Origin of the sequence: Saccharicrinis carchari, from assembly GCF_900182605.1 — a bacterium.
Taxonomy (GTDB): Bacteria; Bacteroidota; Bacteroidia; order Bacteroidales; family Marinilabiliaceae; genus Saccharicrinis; species Saccharicrinis carchari.
This window is the reverse complement of the sequence record NZ_FXTB01000005.1, coordinates 295,015-314,508: the sequence shown is the minus strand read 5'-3', so window position 1 is coordinate 314,508 and position 19,494 is coordinate 295,015. Positions and strand designations below refer to the sequence as shown.

Below are 19,494 nucleotides of genomic sequence, written 5' to 3'. Positions count from 1 at the left end.
AAAAACGTTTAAAAAAACTGCAAATACAAATGCTCCCCAAATTGCTAATCGAATGCTTTAAATCAAAGAACTTTTTTTTACAATGAGCTATAACGGCCACTTGTATGAAACGTAGCCGATAACGAGGGATTACTTATCAAACCGAGATAATTTATACACGAGCTAAAGACCTTCAAATTTGCACTATCCCGGCTATGTTTTATACAAATTGTTGTATGCTGGCGTTCAGTTTTTTCGTATTAGTTCTCAATCAATTAGTCCTAGTTTTCATCAATCTGCACTGACGTTTCAACGGGGTACGAATTTATTTTGTTTTTTGAGGGAGGGCAAACCCTAAAACCGCCCTTAAAGGCGGTTACTTGGGCTGGCTTTGTAAGCTCTTTGGCAAGTTTTGGTTTGAGCGTTGCTCGTGTGACTTGCCAATGTGCTTACAAATAGGGTGGGCAATTCCACTATCCTCGCACCGTTTTACCCAATGCCTCTAAAAGCTGTGGATTATCTTCTAATCCAATTTTTGCTACTGCGTAGAACTCGCTCATCCAATCATCCATCTTTGCAAAAGCAGAATCTTTGGCTTTTGTTGCATCTTGTGATTCTCCTTTTTCTTTCAAATACTCTGCTCTTGCTGTTTCTAACTCAGCAATTGCGGTATTAGCCGATGTCAAATCATTTGTTGATATTTTTAATCTTGCTAATTTGCTTTGAATATCTGTATCGGTGGTTGCAACGCTATAAAATTTCTTTGTCGCTTCTAACCATTTAATATAAGTCCGAGGCATTGCTCCTGATATTGCCAGCTTATCTGCTGTAAGTGCATCATTACGGAATACTACTTTTGCTTTTTTACGATGAAGCGTGAAAGTATCTTCTAATTGTTCTTTTTTACTGGAAAAATCGGCATAGGCTGCAGATGTTTCATCGTCTTCGGTTTTGTTTAGGTCATAAGCAGAACGAGTTTCAGTTAAAAGTGCTTTTCCTTCACCGATTACTGCTGAATCGTAACCTAATTCAGCCATGACTGTTGCAATTTCTGTTTGGGTTTCAGCATTTTCTAATGCAATGCGATACTGCTCTAAAATTTCTGCTTCTGAAGATTTGGGTCTTGTTGCCATTTAATTAATTTTTAAGGTCTGCCTGTTTGGGCAAACGGGTTTATAATATTTACAATTTAGTTGCTTCAACTTACATCTCTATTGCTTCCACTATCAATTGCATTGCTTCGGCTTACATTCCCCCTGCTTCTCGTCACATCTACTTTGCTTTCTCCTACATTTTTTCTGCTTCAATATGTTTACCAATTGCTTTTATTCACATTTTAATAATTTACTGTTACAATAATCTTGCTTCGAGATTTGATTTATTCTTTTAAAATAATTTTCTGAATTAAACTAATTTCTTTTCGTTTACTTTTTTTCGACTGTATTAAATGTGGAATTATTGAATTTCTAGAATGAATTAACAATTCACTACCTTTTTTCTTTTGCTGAACAGTATATGATAAAGCAAAAGTGTACTGATTATATGAACGATACATTTCACTCACCTCTTCAACATCATCATAAGAAAGAATCCACTTAAAGAAACTTTCTCTTTTCAAATATTTAGAAAGCTTAAAATGGTCATCATGTTTATAATAATTCATATATAAACTTGAACCTTGCACATAATAAGGAGGGTCTAAATAAATTAAAACATCTTTTTGCCTTTCGGTTGGGATTGGTGCTTTTATCCTATATTTTAGAAAATACAAAGCATCATCATTAAATATTTTTATATTTTTCTTATTGGCAATAATATTATAAAGCTTTTCTCGCAAAAAATCCTTCTTGAAACGTGCGTCAATTTTATAATTGGCTTGTAACTGGGCCTCCAAGCTATTCCCTCCAATCGGACCTGCATTTAAAACACCTGAACGATTACATCTGTTCATGAAAAATGTTGCAAACCCTAAAGCCAACATATCATTTTTATTATCAGTTGAAATAGAATCTGAATTCTGAAAAATATTTTTACATCTAAACCATTCTTCTAAAGTTATTTCCACATTTTCAAATAGCTCCATAAAAGCTTCACTACACTCAATTAAACTATACCAAAAAGCAAATATCGGTTTACTTGCATCATTGATATAAATTCGCTTAACGACACCCTCCAATAATAAATTGATTCCAGCCCCTGCACCGCCTGCGTAAGGTTCTGCATATATGACATTTTTCATGTCATTGAGTTTAATAAACTCTTTGAAAAAATTTGTCATTACGGATTTTCCACCTGGGTATCTTAAAGGAGTATTTACCATATTTTTATACTCTACTTATTTTCAACTTCGCTAATATCTAAAATCTCCTTGAACAGAGGAAACAAAAAGTCCCAAAAACGATTTAAGAAACCTGCATCTAAATGATGTGTGTCAGAACCATGAACAAAACCATTTAAAACAGAAAGGCTAAATTCATTTTCATAATTCAATAGTTTTGCTAGTATATCATTTTGTTTCTTAGGTAGTTTGTCCTTTAAAAAGTCAAGTCTCTGCTGTAGAGTTATATTGACTAAAGCTGTTTTGTATTTTTTACAAATATCTGCTTCAAGATTGTTATTGATAATATAATTTCTTACAGAAATATCAAGTATAACACGAATGGATGCTGATATTGCATTTTTCCATCTTAAAGGAATATTCTTAAGCTCTTCAAAGATATCCAACAAACGTAAATCAGTAGTTGTTAATGAGTATTTATTATCAATTAGTTTGGTTCGTTTATTATTCTTGGTAATAGGAGAAGCCGTTTGTGGTTTTACTACATCTTTTGCAACAGTACCATTGTTTTTTCTTTCTGTAAAAGAAATAGGAACATCTGACTTATTAACTTTTTCAAATTTATCCAAGAAATGGACTATTTGTTCAGCATTGCGAATTGTTCGAGAGTTAATTTTATTCTCTGCCTTTTCATCTGCTAACATCCATTTCACCAGCTGAGAATACGCTTTCTTAAAATCATCTTCTTCTGTTTCTACATTAACATTTACACCATCATAGTTAATATTCCATCTCTTTCGAACTTCTGTATTAGAAAACCATCTTTCCAATGTTGAAATTGGGAAACGATGTGATACAGCCGTGGAATATTCCTCGTCGCTTAACAAATCTTTTAGATTGTGAATGTAGTTTTTAAGTTTAATAACTCTTATATGCCCTTCAATATCACCTTGACTTAAACCTGAAATACGGATAAGGCTAGCTATATCACCATTGTATTTTTCATACAAATCATAAATTGCATTGAGCTGTTGTTCTCTACTCCATTTACGCATAAGACCAGATTGATTATGCCTTTCATGCAAGTACCATTCTATATCTTCAAATGATGGAGCTATCAGGACTGGTATTTTTTCAAGAAAATCTTTATTCTTAGCTCCTTGAGCAAGTTTAGCTATCGTTTGTTTTATAGCTTTTGGAGCTTTATGGGGTTCACGTAAAAGTTTTAAGGCAATTACTCTTCGATTACCTTCAATGACAGTATAAGGTCCATCCTTTTCTTTTTGCCAAACGACAACAGGGTCAAAAGAAAGAAAATCTCTATCAACAATTGATTTTACAAGTCTGATAAATTCATTTTTATCAAAATCATTTGAAATTATTTCATTAATATAATCTGACAGCCTGACATACTCATTGCTTGGGTTTAAGCGAGGATTATCACTCCAAAGCTTTAAACTGTTAACAGACCGTTCTCTTTTTTTATTAATCCATTCATTTTTCATAACTGTCAGATTTTTTATTAAAACGCAATAAATTTATCGCCCATGTAGTGTTTTAGGTTGTATTTCTTTGTTGTATCTAAAGCTCTTTCAAGACAGATAAATTTCTGTTCGGTATTGGTTTTGAAATGTTCTACCGTTTCCATATCTATTATTATATCAAGGCAAATAAGGGTTTCCTTTTCTCCATCGGTAACATGAAGAATTTCATTCTTTTTGAATTGCTCTTGTTTCTCGGTTCTGTAATTGAGCGTAAAATTATTTTTAAGTAATATCTCTGTTAATAATTCATCACGGTTAAAAGCGGTAACCAGTTGTGCTTCTTTGTCTGAAATGTATTTTTTAAAAAGCTCTATATTTTCTTCATCTGTTTTGTTTGGGTCTGGTGCAAATTCAACTCGTGGGAAGTTTGATTTTGTCAGTTTGAATACTTTAAAACCTAATCCTTTTGTTGCTTCTTCTGCATCGCCATTGTTGAACAAATCGGGTTGTTTATTTTTCTTTTCTTCAATGATTTTTTCAACAACACGCTTATTTCGTTCTATTGTAATGTCGCTTATTTTTTCAAAACCTGATGATTTGGCTTTACTGTTGGCTTCAGTTGCTTCAGGAAGTTGGACTAAAATAAAACGTCTGTTAGTTCCTTCTTCCTCATTCAATTTAAACATAGCATGACCTAAAGTTCCAGAACCTGCAAAAAAATCTAAAAAGATTTGGTCTTCTTCATACTCATTCATTTTAATAAAATATTGAATTAACTCTATTGGTTTTGGATAACCGTCAAAAACAACTTCAATTTTTTCTAATTCAGCTGAAGCCTTTTGTGGGCCACCTAAACCATTAAGTACCGTTATTACGTGGCTTTGCTTATCTGAACGTATTTTGACAACTTCAATAGCACCAGAATTAGATATAACAAACTTGGTTTCTTGCCCTTTGGAATCAGTTATAGGTTGGCAATTATTTTCAATAAATTCAATTAATAAATCCTTTGAACTCCATCCACTTTTTACAATTGTTTCTGACTGAAGTTTTCCATCTGTTATTATAGCATCATTTAAATAATTTGGCCAAGATTTTTCTCTTTTATCAATAGTTCCATTCTTGATATCAGATGGAAAACCTATTGGTAATTTAACTTCGCTAACTGGATTTTTTGGTCCATTTTTGACAATCGTATTTCTAATTTCTTCCAAGAATAACTTACTATCATCATTTGTGCCTGGGTCTACAACTGGTGGTGCAGGAAATAATTCTTCATTTTTTGCATAAACAACAATATATTCATGGCATTTTTTGAATTTCGCTTGGTTATCAAAATTCCCATCTGTTCTCCATGAAAATTGAGTAAGAAAATTTCGTTCTCCAAAAACTTCATCACACATTTTTCGAAGATGATGGATTTCAGTATCATCAATTGATATAAAAATAACACCATCTTCTTTAAGGAGCTGTCTTGATATCAAAAGACGACTATACATCATATTTAGCCAATTACTATGATAACGACCATCTGTATCTGAATTTGTATCAACTTTAACACCATCTCTGAAAACTCCATTTAATTCCCAATAAGCCTTTATGTCTAGTTTCCATGTGTCTTTGTAAACGAAATCTTTATCCTTGTTATATGGAGGGTCTATATATATGCATTTTATTTTTTCACGATAGCTTCCGCTTAAAAGCTTTAGCACTTCAAGGTTTTCACCTTCAATTATCAGGTTTTCGCTCTCGGTTGGATTTACGCTTCGTTGCTCATCATAAATTAGGGTTGCATTGCTTGGAGTAAAGGCATTACGTTTAGCATTGCTTTTGCCAAACCAACGAAACTCATAACGTTCTGTTTCGGCAACACTGCTAGGGTCTACAACTTTTTTTAGTTCATTTATATTTAATTGCCCTTCGTTTGTAAACAGGTCAGGAAACATTTGCTTTAAAGTTTCTAAACGCTCTTTGTTCCAATCGTGACTGTTAGGCATTAAGTCTTGTATATTTTCCATTGCTATGCTTCTTCTAATTCATTAATTGTTTGTGTTGCTTTTGTTTTGAAAGTGTTGTATTCCTTTATTGGAGCATTGTATTGAACTTCCACGCCCAAAGCAGTAAAGTGTTTTATGGCGCATCTTATTTTATAAATTTCACTTTCAGTTAACGCTTTTTTATCATTTATGTCGTCTGTTCCTTTCGTTTCGACTACAAAATAATACTGACTTTCATTGCCAGTTTTTAACTGTTTACGCTTCATTACTACACCAAAATCAGGATTGTATTCACCAACAGGTGTCTTGATTTTATACCAAAGTGGCAATTTGAGAAAACAAACTACTTCAGGGTCATTTTCAGCATGTAAACCAAATCGAGATTCAATATCACTATCAAAAACAAATTTATCGTAAACCCCTTTATTTGGAGTTTCCCTGATTTTCTTATCATCGATTTGACGCTCAAATTCTTCGAAATTAAAAGTGTACTCATCGCCTGTTATATGATAATCAAGCCCACGTACCATTTCTTCTAATTCTACATTGCGAATAATTGAAGCAGCTTCATGAATAAAGCGAGGTGGATTTTTTATAAAATGGTCAAGATTTATTTTATTAATAATTTCGATTGTCGTTTGATAGCTAATGCCAGTATTTTCACTTAATTCTTCGATTAAGTCAAGTGCTGTAAAACTCGCTTTCATTTGACGCGATTCTTTACCGCCAAACTCATCTTGTTTTCCATCTTCGGAAATTTCCTGAATCATATGACTACTTGCCTCAATAACATAATCAGGAATTTCTATTTGATTTAATCTTTCAACAGATGTGCTTATCAAATTGTCCTCGCTAAAAGACATAATGTAATCGGTTTTCTTTGACATAGCTTTCCAAAAACGTTTAAAAGCTTCATCAATAGTTTCAGATTGGTTTCTTTTGAATTTCACAAGGTTTTGTTTTTCTCCTTTGTGTGTATGTGTCATTCCAGCACCTGCAGAAGCTGAACCATAAACCGATTTAATTTCTTCCTGATATTGAGTTACAAACGTTTCATAAGTTTCATTTGGGATTACAGTTAGCTGATTAATCCTTTCTGAATCTTCAACCGCAAGGCTATCATAAACACGCTGTCCATCCTGATTTACGCAAATCCGCAAACCTCGTCCTATTTCTTGACGTTTTCGGATTTCGGAAAATGCAGTATTCAGAGTTGCAATATTGAAAACATTTGGATTATCCCAACCAACTCCTAAAGCTGAATGAGAAAAAACAAACTGAACGGGGTTGTCCTTATTTAACAATTCTTCACGACCTTTTAAAATAAGTTCGTAAATGCGTTTTTGTTCGTTAACACCTCCTTCATTATCGGCAAATTCGCCCGAAGCTTTTTGAGCGAAATAATATCCTTGAATTGATTTTATATATTCCTCGCTTGGCTCTTTTCCTCCATTGTATTCGGGGTAAATTTCACGGTATTTTTCGGCAAAAAGGTTTTTAATAATAGGCTCTTCACCCATGTAATTAGACACTTTGTCGATAAAAATTAAGGATAAACACTTGATTCCTTTTTCGGCAAGTCGTTCTGTTTTTGTAAAATGGCGATGGATTAACCATTCTAACTGTAAAGTCCAAATAGGCTGTAAATTTCCTGTTGTAGTTTTTTCAAACAACTCAACACCATTACTAAATGTAACGCTCCATTTTTGTGTTTTCAGACTTTTATTTATTCGGTTTATTTTGTAGTTAAGATAGCTTGGATTGCTAGTAACATCCCCTAAGTTATCACCTACTTTTAACCATTTTGTATCTTTAAATTCAATTTTCCCAGATTTAGTCTGATGCCATGCTTTTAATTTTGCTTTCGGGTCACTTTTCCCGTTCTGAACTTCAGAAAATTCTATTTTTAGTGATGCTTCATCGTTTTTTTCGGTTACCGTAAGAACTTCAATTTTCTTCACAAGTCCTTGTTTGTAACTATCGTATGGAGTCAAACGATAAAGTAAATTGCATACTACTTTGTGAGTAGCGGAAAATCTAATTTTAAAAAGAGGATTTAATTTTCCGATACGTTCATGTGAATTATCGGTGTCCATTCCCTCTTGCGGTTCATCCATGAAAATAATCGGATTGGTTTTTCCTATTGCTTCAATGAATGGCATGTTTGAAAATAAATCTTCTCGCTGTGCCTGATTCAAGATTTTATCTTCAGAATTAAATGAAGCAAGGGTCATTATCATTATTTGCGGATGCTGGTCTTCAATGTAATTAGTAACCTTGCTCAGTTTTTTGCTGTCGTATTCAAAAGCATTTGGTTTAAAACCGTACAATTCTTCCAACTGTCGGCTAAATCCGTTAAATGTATTTAAAACACCTTGTCGAATAGCAACTGAGGGAACAAGAATAATAAACTTTGTAAATCCATAGTGCTTGTATAATTCGTAAATGGTTTTCAGGTATACAAGTGTTTTTCCTGTTCCTGTTTCCATTTCAACACACAAGTCGTTTTCTTCGCTGATATTAGCTATATCTGCATGTATTCCATTTTCTTCGGCAATATTCTCTATGTTTTTGAGAATTTCCTCATTGTTTAGTTTACAGATATTAGAACGGATTCCATCAATGCATGAATTATCAAAAGTATTCTTTTCTGTTCCGTCGAATACTTTAATAACCGATTCAATGGCTTCGTCCTGATATTTTAAATCCTCTAATTGTAATTCCATTTATTGCTTCTTTGCGAAATATTTTACTTTTTTTTCAGCCAGTTTTAAAGCTTCCAATCCAAATTCTTCTTCGGATATTTCATACACTATTTTATCACTCAGCCACGACATTATCAATTCTTTTTCATTCAAGTTGAGAATCAGAGCAATTTTAACAATCAATTCCTTTGGTGGTCTGCGGTCACCCCGTTCAATTTTGCTAAGTATCGCTGAATCAATCTCTAATTCGGCTGCTAATTCACGGAGGAGCATTCCTTTCTTCTCTCTTGTTTGTCTAACTATTTGTCCTGTTGTTTCCAAATTGTTTTAAATTATCTTGACAATAAATGTCAAATTTAGGCTTTAATAAAAAGAAATCAGAAACTGTGTTTTTGTATTTATTAATAAGTTATCAACATGCAGGTGGTGGGTCGGCAAGAAACAGCTCTTTTGCAAATTTTGGTCGAGTGTTGGCTGGTGTGATTTGCAAATGTGCTGTTTGTGGGTGGGGTTGCAATTTTGCACTATCGCTTCTTAAAATCGGTGCGAGGGGAAAAACAAAATAAATGCCCTTCAAGTTTGCACGAACTTTTCCGCGAGGTACAATCCAGTCCGTTTACTTTTAAATTCCGAGTGTTGATGGTTGCGGTGTCGCTTTTTTTCGCTTGCATACAACGTTGAGTATATGGGTAGTGGTGGATTGCGTAGAAAGAATTTTCAAATTACCACGATGCAACCTGCGAGCTACAACTGTCCAATTTTCTGCAAATCTCCACCATTACCTATATACATTGTTATGCGCTGCAATTTTTCTTTAATTATCAATTCGTTTGAAGGTAAAACAACTGCGTTCGTATCAAGTTGGAATAATCCGCGAGAATCATTTGTTTGAATAATAATTCTGACATCTGTATTTTTAGCTTGGGTAGAATTATCCAATGCTCTTATTGTATCATCAAGGGTTTCGTAATCTTTTTGAATTCTTACTGGTATCGGTTTGCCGTTAATTTGCTGTTGAAGGAAACCGTCAATTCCACTGTTTCGTTGAACAGGGACTGCACCTATTGACTTTAATAATCCAAGTTCTTTCTCAGATTTTCCAACATAGCTGTCTATACCATTTTTTAGCAAATTTGAATCACTAACAATCAAATCTTCTAATCTCTTATTTGCTAATTCAATTGCATCTAAAGATAAATCAATCCCAATATATCTTCTATTAAGTAATTTGGATGCAACACAAGTCGTTCCACTCCCACAAAAAGGGTCTAAAACTATATCATTTTCATCAGAGCAAAGTTTGATTATTTGTTGCAAAAGAGAAACCGGTTTTTGAGTTGGATAACCAACTCGCTCTTTTGCTTTTGGGTTTAAATATGGAATATCCCAAACGTCAGAGAGGGGAACGCCTTTTTTTTCTTTTGCTAATACAATATTTCCGTTCTCATCTTTTTTGTAAACAGATTTACCATTTTCATCCCGTTCTCGCTCTTGTAAGATTTGGTCGATATTTGTTGTTGGTGAATACTCAGTATAAATCTGATTAAATTTAAAGTCGGAAGATTTTGAGTAAAAATAGATTACTTGATGAGAATTAAGCAATCCTTTTTTTGCATTTGACCATCGTTTATAATTCCAAATAATTTCACTTTGAAAATTATTCATTCCAAAAACCTTGTCTAATGCAACTCGAATATAATGTGATGCTGTTTTATCACAATGTAAGAATATAGAACCAGTTTTTTTTAGTATTCTTTTACATTCTGTAATTGAGTCAGATATTAATTCAATATATTCCTCAATAGAATCCCATTTATCGGCAAATTTGTATTCTTTGCTATTATCCCTCGTTTTTAGAGAATGCTCTTTTTGTGTAAAAAAAGGAGGGTCAAGATAGACCATATCGATTGACTCTGATTCAATTTTTTTCAGGACATAACGGCAGTCTCCTTCATATATTTTATTTGGTTCCATTATTCAGATTTTGTTTTTTTATCAGCAATTTTCGTTAGAATATCCTTCAAGTCAATTCCTGTATAATCTTTCACAAAATTCCATGCGTCATCACCCGCATAGTATTCACCATCAACACCTGCGTATAAAGTTTTAAGAGTATCCTGAATTTTAATTGCTTGAGTTCTTTGAGGATAATAAAACATAACTCTAATAGGCTTAAGACCTTTAGCCTTTATTGTCTTAACCCTTGAATGTTCTTTGGTTATATGGTCGCCATCAGTTGTAGCATCTCTCCATTTTATTTCAATAGCATCAGTATTGTTTAGAAAATCAATTTCAAATGTTTTTGGTCTAACTCCTTCAGTATTTGGAATCTTAGTCTTTTCTCCATCAGGATATTTAAACTTAAAACAATAAGTAGCTGCTTCCTCTAAAAATGAACCAGCATATTTATACAAAAATCGTCCTGTGTTTTGATAGGAATCTATTAGTTTTCCTTCTTTATTTGTAATTCCTAGAACTCGATAAATCAAGTAATGAGAATTATCATCTTCTTCCATTTCTTTTTTTCTTTCCTCAATCTTCGCTTTTAGATTGGAAGAGTATGTATCAGCTAATGCTTCAATATTTTTTATCAATTCTTTCATTTCACAAAGGTACAAAATTTAGTTTGAAGCACGGACGCTCCTATTGTTGCGCATAACGATAAATATAAAAAATCGTGGTTTTGGCTGTGCGTCAGCTTGTGCGACCATGTTTTTTATATAATGTTGGGCTTAGTTGTTATTCACTTTCTATTATCTGGTCGTAATATTTATTCTTTTGATTCTCCAACCCCTCTAATAATTCATCATATAGAATTATGTCAATATTTTTTAGCGACTGTCTCAATACTTTAAAATCATCTCTTTTTTCTTCTGTGTCAAGTTGCTCTGAATGACCTGTTATTAAAATTGCTCTTGGCTTAACTACTTTCACATTGATTTTTTCTTCTCTTCTTATATCATCTGCCAAAATCGAAGCTTTTCTCTCGGCATTAAACAAATATTTCTCAGCTTGAACTATGGCTTTAACCGTAGTTGTGTGCAAATAATAGTTGCCTCTGTCAGTATCATTTGAAAGTAGAGGGGTGTCAGGTTTTTTAATTTCAAAAATGTCAAGATAACCTTTTGTGTCAATCATACCGAAATCAACATTTCTGGAACCTCTAAGTATGACATTTAATTCAGGCAATATTTTAACATATTTACTATCTAAAAGGAAAAGATTCTTTTTAAGATATTTTCCCCAAAGATTTTCACTTATACTATTTCTAACATTTTGTTTAAATTCATCTAAAATCCTATCAATTGCAATCGTGTCAACTCTAATCTTAGTTCTGGCTAATTGTAAAAACTTGTGTGAATTACTTTGATATCTTTTATCTAATAACTCCGTAATAAATCCTTCAAATTTCATTAAATCATCAGGTGTAAGGTGTTCAATAATATCTGTATTAAGATTCTTTATTACATTTCGATATTGTTGTTGTGCCGTACTTGTACTTTCATCAAATTTATCAGGAAACAGATTATAGAAAAATCCATCCAATATATCGTTTTTACTCTGAGTTGATTGATTATTTACAACAATAAATTTTTCTCTTAATGTTTTAAAATCATCATATTTAAGAGTAAGACGGTAACTATCTTCATTACGAACTTTTCGAATTGCACTATCAGATTCCTTTGATATTGTTAAACTTGTAATTGATTTATTCTCTAATTTCTTGTTAAGATAATACTGAACACCTTGCTTAATATAGCCGTTGTCTGAAAAATCATCAGGTATTCTATCAAATCCCTCAATTAGGATTTCATTTAGAAAAAAATCATCTTCTCGCGGAAAGAATTGAACGTTATGGTGTTGCTTATCAACCCTAAATGCTAATCTTTTAGTTTCAGGATTTTCATCCTCAATCACCCAGTATTCTGTAATGGTAGGATTTATAAACTCTAATTCTGATTCGTATTTCGGCATAGTAATGCGTTTTTTTCAATTAAGCCCAACGGTAAATTGTATGAGTAGTGGCAGCTTGCGTGGTAATTTCCGCTCAAACCGCTACGCAGTTTGAGCGGGCTACAAACTTTGATATTTAACACAATTCCTGCCATTACTTATACAAAATGTTACAGGGCGTTTTTTATTTCCGCCATAATCAAATATAGAAATTTCTCTTTATTTGAAATAATTGCTGGATGACTTCCTTTCTCAAATAAATGAATCTTCAAGTCTTTGTTTTGCTCTTGTAGTGAACCATATATTTTATCAAGGTAATCACAATACTCGTCCTCCATACTTCCTGTTAACAATGTTGGAACATTCAAATCACTAATTGATTTATGAAAAAATGATTTTCCCGTTTTTGAAAATTCAATATTCACTTTAGTATCCAAATCAATTATTTTTTTCCAGTCGGTTCCATGGCAAAAATACCAAATTAGCTTTGCCAATATCTTTTTCTTATCTCTTTCTCTATCATTTTCAATTGAGCTAATGTAAGAGGGTAAAGGATATTCTCCTTCAAAACTATCAGCAATAAGGTATTTAACTTTTTCAGGATGCTCTAAAGCTAAATTAATTGCAACCAAAGCACCACCACTTGTTCCTATTACACAGGTATTCTCAAGTTTCAATTCATTTATCAATGCGTAGGCAACTTTAGAATTATAAAACCAAAAATCGATTTCAAATTCAGTTAATCTATCAGATTTGCCGTGCCCGGGAAAATCTAAAAGTATTACTTGAAACTCTTTAGCATATTTTCTAATAATTTGACTAAACATCTTAGAGGACACCGTATTGCCATGTAGTAATAAAAGGGGCGTGCCTCGCCCCTTTATTTTGTAATATACTTTTCTATTATCGAAATTGAAATATGACATAACACCTCCTTATTTTTTTGATGCTATTGTAAAAACAACATTTCCCCCATTCCAAATATCTCCTTTCGGTATAATATCATCCCTATGCTTTACATCAGCAAATCCATGCTTTTCAAGTATTTGTTTTAAATCTTTTTCGTTAAAGAAATGAGTCCAAAAACGATATACTTTAATATTGTCTTCAGAATCAATAACAAGGTGTTGGTAAAGTATAACTTTCTCCTCTTTGTATAAAAACGACTCAGATAATGCCATATAAGGACAATTTTTCCAAAAACCGCTTTTAGCAACTTCCCAGTTTTTGGGAGTTACTTTATGTTCAAGTTTATTGTCATTTAGAACATCAAAAATAAACACTCCTTCTTTTTTTAGGGCTCGGTATATCTTTCTTAATAGAATATTTCTATCGTCTGGAGATAAAACTCCTAAATCCGTATAAATTATAATTATCAAATCATATTTTTCTTGCCCTAAGTCATAGTCTAAATAACTTGCATTGAAATATTCAATATCAAGATTTTTTTCTTTCGCAGTTTTTTGAGCATAATCAATAGAGTTTTTCGAAATATCTATTCCTGTAACCTGATGCCCATTTTTTGCGAAAATTTCTGAATATAGACCTGGACCACAACCTAAATCAAGGATTTTTAGATTGCTTTTTTTTGCTTGTGAATCTAATATCCAATTTGCCGTCTTTTGTATAGTTGACATTTTACGACTTCCAAGGTCTATTTCTGGATTAAGATGGATATTTAAGATTTGCTTTGAAATATATGAGTCTGTCCACATAAAGGAGTTTCCTTTTTCATAAATCGTGGGCTTTTCAGACTTTGTTATAATATCTGTAATTTTCATTTGAATCAATTTTAATTCTCTCTTTGTGAGAATATTGTAAAAAAATAATTATTTAAAGAATACGCATAACAAGGAATGTCATCACTATATCAATGACTTTGCGTATTTTCCCTGAAGAGGGATTCAGATATGTACTATAAAGTTTTCAAAGCGTTACAAATTTATAAATAGTTTTTATTTCACACAATATATTTCAAGTCTTAGAATGTCCTTTTTCTTAAATGCCCTGTAACGTTTGGCTATCAACCGCTGTGCTGTTATATCCGTTTTATCGAATTGTATTTGTGTTGATACGACTCCAAATTAGCGGGCTATCAACCGGTAATTCTATTTATCGCCCAAATCCATATCATCAATAGGATTTTTAAAGTTACCAAAAATATTCTGGGATACATGTGTATATATTTCCGTAGTTTTTGAACTTTCGTGTCCTAACCAAACCTGTATAAACCTTAAATCAGTACCCTGCTCTAAATGATGTGTAGCAAAGCTATGCCTTAGAATGTGAGGATATACTCGCTTTTTTACTTTAGCTCTAGCTGCGGCATTTTTTATTGCATTCACGATACTAGTAGGACTGTATTGCCCACCTTTTTGCCCCTGAAAAAGCCAAACACTAGGTCGCTCCTCCTTATAATGACGTCTTAACAAATCTAAAACACCACCGCTCAAAGGTATGTACCTATCCTTTTTCCCTTTTGCGCCCCTAATTTTTATAAGCATTCTCTTCGAATCAATATCCTCACATTTCAAATTAATAACCTCACTTCGACGAAGTCCACATGAATAAATTAGTGCCATCAAACTCTTATGCTTAATGTTTTGGGTAAGTAATAGCATCTTTTCAACTTCAGCTTTGCTCAATACATCCGGTAATTTTTTATCTTTCCGTGGACGATCAATCGCAAAATACTGTTTGTCTCTGCCCAAAACATGCTCGTAATAAAATTTGACTGCATTAATTATTTGGTTTTGCTTAGATGACGAAATATTTTCATATTGAATTAATAAGAGAATATACTCGTTAATTTGTTCTGCGCTGAGTTCATCTAAGTTTTCACCCCTAAAATAAGTGGCAAATTTCCTAAAAAAGTTAGCATATACGCGTTGGGTATTCTCACTATACCTTTTTTGGAAAAGTTTTTCCATATAGCCATCGGGCAAATCAACTTTTATCTTTGGTACATCCTTTGGTTTATTATGCTCATATTGTGTATTATTTTCTTTTTTTAGTTTGCTATAATCTAACCAAGCTTTGGATTTAAAAATATCAAATGTTTTAGAAAGATCGAAATAATTTTCGGGTTGATACCAACAACCCATCGCATCGCTCCACCTTGAACCCGGAAGCTGTTTAAGGCCTTCTATTAACTCTGTATCATATTCAAAACTAAACAGTACCACTTTCTGACGTTGGTACATTGCACGCTTTAATACTATGGAAGGTTTCGCAGACATGCGTATTATTTACGTATTTTTACTTATTCAAATATAACACTTTTTGTACAAAACATTCCAACTATAACACTTTTTATTTTCGATAGGATTAGTATACTGTTGCCTACTTGGCCACATTATTGGCAACTAACTATTGGCCTCCTGCAGCAAAGCACCATTCGGCCGCTTGAAATTTATTTTTGGGCAGTGGCGAACCACAAATAAAAAAAGGCGCCCCAAAACATGAGACGCCTTATAATATGTATGGTTTATGCTTTTCGCTTAATAAACGACTTCATAATCTACATTGGCCAGACGCTTATAAGTGTTATAACGCCATTTTGCATTTTCCTCGGCTGCTTTAAACAATACTGCCGCTTCCTCCGGGAACGCTTTTAGCAAGGCTGTATATCGCACTTCGCCTTTCAGGAATTTTTGGAACATATCCCATTGTGGCTCCTTAGAGTCATAAATAAATGGGTTTTTACCTTCCTCTTCCAGCAAGGGGTTATAACGATACAAGTGCCAGTATCCGCATTCCACTGCTTTTTTACTCTCGGCCTGAGAAGCTCCCATACCGGCTTTTAATCCGTGGTTTATACATGGAGAATAGGCAATAATCAACGATGGGCCGGGATAGGCTTCTGCCTCTTTCAGTGCCTTAAAGTACTGGGCCTGGTTTGCTCCCATAGCCACTTGTGCCACATAAACGTAACCGTAAGTGGTAGCCATTAGTCCCAGATCTTTTTTACGAATCTTCATGCCCGAAGCAGCAAATTTGGCTACCGCACCTATTGGTGTAGCTTTTGACGCCTGACCACCCGTATTGGAATACACCTCGGTGTCCATCACCAAAATATTTATATCCTGCCCAGTAGCGATTACATGGTCCAGGCCACCATAACCTATATCGTAGGCCCATCCGTCGCCGCCAAAAATCCATACCGATCGTTTTTTCAAATAATCTTTTAGGGCAAGTATTTCCCTGGCAACGGCTGCCTTTTCGTTTTGTAACGCAGCTACCACGGCTTTAGAAACAGCAGTAGTTTCGGCACCATTTTCTTTGTTAACTAACCAGGCCTCAAAAGCAGCCTTGGTATTGGCATTTACGGCATCCAAATTTTCTTTCATCAAACGTTCAATACGCTCGCGCATTTTATCAACACCTGAGGCCATTCCCAACCCATATTCGGCATTATCTTCAAACAATGAGTTGGCCCAGGCAGGTCCTTGTCCTTCGGCGTTTTTGCAATAAGGTGTAGATGGGGCGGAACCTCCATAAATTGAAGAACATCCGGTAGCATTTGCTATCATCATCCTATCGCCGTATAGCTGTGTAATCAATTTAATGTAAGGGGTTTCGCCACAACCTGCACAAGCACCTGAAAACTCAAACAGGGGTTTGGCAAACTGGGAGGCCTTAATATTCAAGTCCTTTTTAGTGATAGTATCCTTAATAGTCACCTTGTTGGCCATATAATCCCAGCGCTCTTCCTCTTCGCGTTGAGTATCTATTGGTTTCATAATAAGTGATTTTACTTTTGAAGGACACACATCGGCACAGTTACCACAACCCGTGCAGTCGAGTACCGAAACCTGGATTCGGAATTGAAGCCCGTCGAAACCTTTGCCATTTGGTTTTCTGGTAGTTGTACCTTCCGGTGCTCCGGCCAATTCCTCTTCATCTAACAAGAAGGGACGAATAGCAGCATGAGGACATACATAAGCACACTGGTTACACTGTATACAATGATCCACTTGCCATTCGGGAACGTTAACGGCAATACCACGTTTTTCGTAAGCTGCTGTTCCGGCCGGGAAAGTACCGTCCTCGCGGCCGATAAATGCACTTACCGGCAGGTCGTCGCCTTTTTGTGCGTTAATAGGGAATACAATATCCTTGATAAAATCGGGCACATTGCTGTCGTTGGAGTCGGTTTCGGTGGATAGTTTGGCCCACTCGGCCGGTACTGGAATTTGCGTTACCGCTGCACCTTTTTCAACCGCCATAAAATTCATGTTAACCACATCTTCGCCTTTATTGCCAAAAGACTTAACAATGGCCTTCTTCATTTTTTCCACTGCAAAATCGTAAGGTATCACCTCGGCAATCTTAAAAAATGCAGACTGCATAATAGTGTTGGTACGATTTCCCAATCCAATTTTTTCGGCAATGTTTGTTGCGTTGATGATGTAAAAATTAATCTTATTTTCGGCAAGATATTTTTTTACCTCATCGGGTAAACGCCTTTTCGTTTCCTCTGCGTCCCAGGTTGAATTTAACAAGAAAGTACCTCCTTTTTTTAAGCCTTTGAGCATATCATACTGATTAAGGTAGGCCGGAACATGACAGGCCACAAAATCCGGAGTATTAACCAGGTAGGGAGCTCTGATAGGTGTATCGCCAAAGCGAAGGTGTGAGATAGTGATGCCACCCGATTTTTTAGAGTCGTAGGCAAAATAAGCCTGCGCATATTTATCGGTGTTGTCGCCAATAATTTTAATAGAGTTTTTATTGGCACCCACCGTACCATCCGAACCTAAACCATAAAACTTACCCTCAAAGGTTCCTTTATCTGCAAAGGAAATTTCCTCTTTTAGCGGAAGAGATTTAAAAGTTACATCATCTACAATACCAACGGTAAATTGGTTTTTAGGCTCTTTGGCGGCCAGGTTTTCAAAAATAGAGATAATATGAGTAGGTGTAGTATCTTTGGATGAAAGTCCGTAACGACCCCCCACGATGATAGGGGCATTTTCTTTTCCGTAAAACATTTCGCGTACGTCAAGGTACAATGGATCGCCATTGGCACCAGGCTCTTTAGTTCGATCGAGCACACAAATACGCTTACAAGTTTTGGGGAAGGCCTGCATAAAATATTTGGCCGAGAAAGGGCGATAGAGATGTACAGATATAACACCTGTTTTTTGCCCCTGAGCATTCAAATAATCCACCGTTTCCTTAATGGTATCGGTAATTGACCCCATAGCTACAAGTACGTTTTCGGCATCCTTGGCACCATAAAAAGTAAATGGCGCATATTTACGTCCGGTAATCTCACTTATCTTGTCCATGTACCCCGCTACCATATCGGGTAACTTATCGTAAAAAGAATTAGAAGCCTCGCGCGATTGGAAATAAATATCCGGGTTTTGGGCGGTTCCACGGGTAACCGGATTTGCAGGGTTCAGCGCATTATCGCGAAAAGCCTGTACCGCTTTCATATCCAACAAACCCTTTAACTTATCCTGTTCCATCAGCTCCACTTTTTGTATTTCGTGCGAAGTACGGAAACCATCGAAAAAGTGCATAAATGGAACACGCGATTCAATGGAGGCCAGGTGAGCAATGCCGGCTAAGTCCATTACCTCTTGCACGCTTCCGGTGGCCAGCATGGCAAACCCCGTTTGGCGTGCCGACATCACGTCGCTATGGTCGCCAAAAATAGATAAGGCCTGGGCAGCCAACGAACGTGCACTTACATGGAATACTGCTGGCAACAGTTCGCCCGACATTTTATACATGTTGGGAATCATCAAAAGCAAGCCCTGGGATGCCGTAAAAGTGGAAGTCAATGCACCCGCTTGCAACGAACCGTGCATAGCACCAGCCGCACCGGCTTCCGATTGCATCTCTTGTACATTAACAGTTTCACCAAAAATATTCTTTCTTCCACCGGCAGCCCACTCATCAATGTACTCTGCCATTGTTGAGGAAGGTGTGATGGGATAAATTGCAGCTACCTCGCTAAACATATAAGCCAGGTGTGCAGCGGCATAATTACCGTCACAGGTAATAAACTTCTTGTCTTTAGCCATTTTGATTATTATTTAATTTTTAACCACTGTTATTTAGAATCAATCTAACTTATTGAATGT

14 protein-coding genes are annotated in these 19,494 nt (G+C 34.9%); 1 reads left to right on the top strand and 13 read right to left on the bottom strand.

Annotated elements, in window-relative coordinates; genetic code table 11:
• Positions 1–452 precede the first annotated feature (452 nt).
• From FN809_RS11710 to FN809_RS11685, 6 genes are all read right to left on the bottom strand, one after another.
• A complete protein-coding gene (locus tag FN809_RS11710; protein WP_142533704.1) occupies positions 453–1,112 on the bottom strand; it encodes a hypothetical protein in 660 nt (219 codons plus the stop codon).
• A gap of 245 nt (positions 1,113–1,357) precedes the next feature.
• The gene (locus FN809_RS11705; RefSeq protein ID WP_394348164.1) at positions 1,358–2,299 is read right to left on the bottom strand and encodes a DNA adenine methylase; all 942 of its coding nucleotides are present in this window, start codon (positions 2,297–2,299) and stop codon (positions 1,358–1,360) included.
• 11 nt (positions 2,300–2,310) lie between these two features.
• On the bottom strand, positions 2,311–3,762 hold the full coding sequence (locus tag FN809_RS11700) for a ParB N-terminal domain-containing protein (protein ID WP_142533702.1): 1,452 nt from the start codon (positions 3,760–3,762) through the stop codon (positions 2,311–2,313).
• A 17-nt stretch (positions 3,763–3,779) separates the two neighbouring features.
• Positions 3,780–5,759: a site-specific DNA-methyltransferase gene (locus tag FN809_RS11695; RefSeq protein WP_142533701.1), complete on the bottom strand. Its 1,980-nt coding sequence runs from the start codon at positions 5,757–5,759 to the stop codon at positions 3,780–3,782.
• Between the two features lie 2 nt (positions 5,760–5,761).
• Positions 5,762–8,464 carry a restriction endonuclease gene (locus FN809_RS11690; protein WP_142533700.1) on the bottom strand — a complete coding sequence of 901 codons (2,703 nt, stop codon included), beginning with the start codon at positions 8,462–8,464 and terminating at the stop codon, positions 5,762–5,764.
• Positions 8,465–8,764: a helix-turn-helix domain-containing protein gene (locus FN809_RS11685; RefSeq protein ID WP_142533699.1), complete on the bottom strand. Its 300-nt coding sequence runs from the start codon at positions 8,762–8,764 to the stop codon at positions 8,465–8,467.
• Positions 8,765–8,790: 26 nt separating this feature from the next.
• Between FN809_RS11685 and FN809_RS11680 the strand changes: the two genes are divergently transcribed.
• Positions 8,791–9,009, top strand: a complete 219-nt coding sequence (locus FN809_RS11680; RefSeq protein WP_142533698.1) for a hypothetical protein — start codon at positions 8,791–8,793, stop codon at positions 9,007–9,009.
• A gap of 178 nt (positions 9,010–9,187) precedes the next feature.
• On the opposite strand, the gene FN809_RS11675 is transcribed toward FN809_RS11680, so the two are convergent.
• The 7 genes from FN809_RS11675 to nifJ form a co-directional block, all read right to left on the bottom strand.
• Positions 9,188–10,417: a DNA-methyltransferase gene (locus FN809_RS11675; protein ID WP_142533697.1), complete on the bottom strand. Its 1,230-nt coding sequence runs from the start codon at positions 10,415–10,417 to the stop codon at positions 9,188–9,190.
• On the bottom strand, positions 10,417–11,046 hold the full coding sequence (locus tag FN809_RS11670; protein ID WP_142533696.1) for an ApaLI family restriction endonuclease: 630 nt from the start codon (positions 11,044–11,046) through the stop codon (positions 10,417–10,419). Before FN809_RS11670 ends, FN809_RS11675 begins: the two co-directional genes overlap by 1 nt.
• 136 nt (positions 11,047–11,182) lie before the next feature.
• Positions 11,183–12,418, bottom strand: coding sequence for a Shedu immune nuclease family protein (locus FN809_RS11665; RefSeq protein ID WP_142533695.1), 1,236 nt, complete (start codon positions 12,416–12,418; stop codon positions 11,183–11,185).
• Between the two features lie 149 nt (positions 12,419–12,567).
• The gene (locus FN809_RS11660) at positions 12,568–13,323 is read right to left on the bottom strand and encodes an alpha/beta fold hydrolase (RefSeq protein WP_142533694.1); all 756 of its coding nucleotides are present in this window, start codon (positions 13,321–13,323) and stop codon (positions 12,568–12,570) included.
• A 9-nt stretch (positions 13,324–13,332) separates the two neighbouring features.
• Positions 13,333–14,178 carry a class I SAM-dependent methyltransferase gene (locus FN809_RS11655; RefSeq protein ID WP_142533693.1) on the bottom strand — a complete coding sequence of 282 codons (846 nt, stop codon included), beginning with the start codon at positions 14,176–14,178 and terminating at the stop codon, positions 13,333–13,335.
• Positions 14,179–14,505: 327 nt separating this feature from the next.
• The gene (locus tag FN809_RS11650; RefSeq protein WP_142533692.1) at positions 14,506–15,636 is read right to left on the bottom strand and encodes a tyrosine-type recombinase/integrase; all 1,131 of its coding nucleotides are present in this window, start codon (positions 15,634–15,636) and stop codon (positions 14,506–14,508) included.
• A 261-nt stretch (positions 15,637–15,897) separates the two neighbouring features.
• Positions 15,898–19,434: a pyruvate:ferredoxin (flavodoxin) oxidoreductase gene (gene nifJ, locus FN809_RS11645; RefSeq protein WP_142533691.1), complete on the bottom strand. Its 3,537-nt coding sequence runs from the start codon at positions 19,432–19,434 to the stop codon at positions 15,898–15,900.
• Positions 19,435–19,494 lie beyond the last annotated feature (60 nt).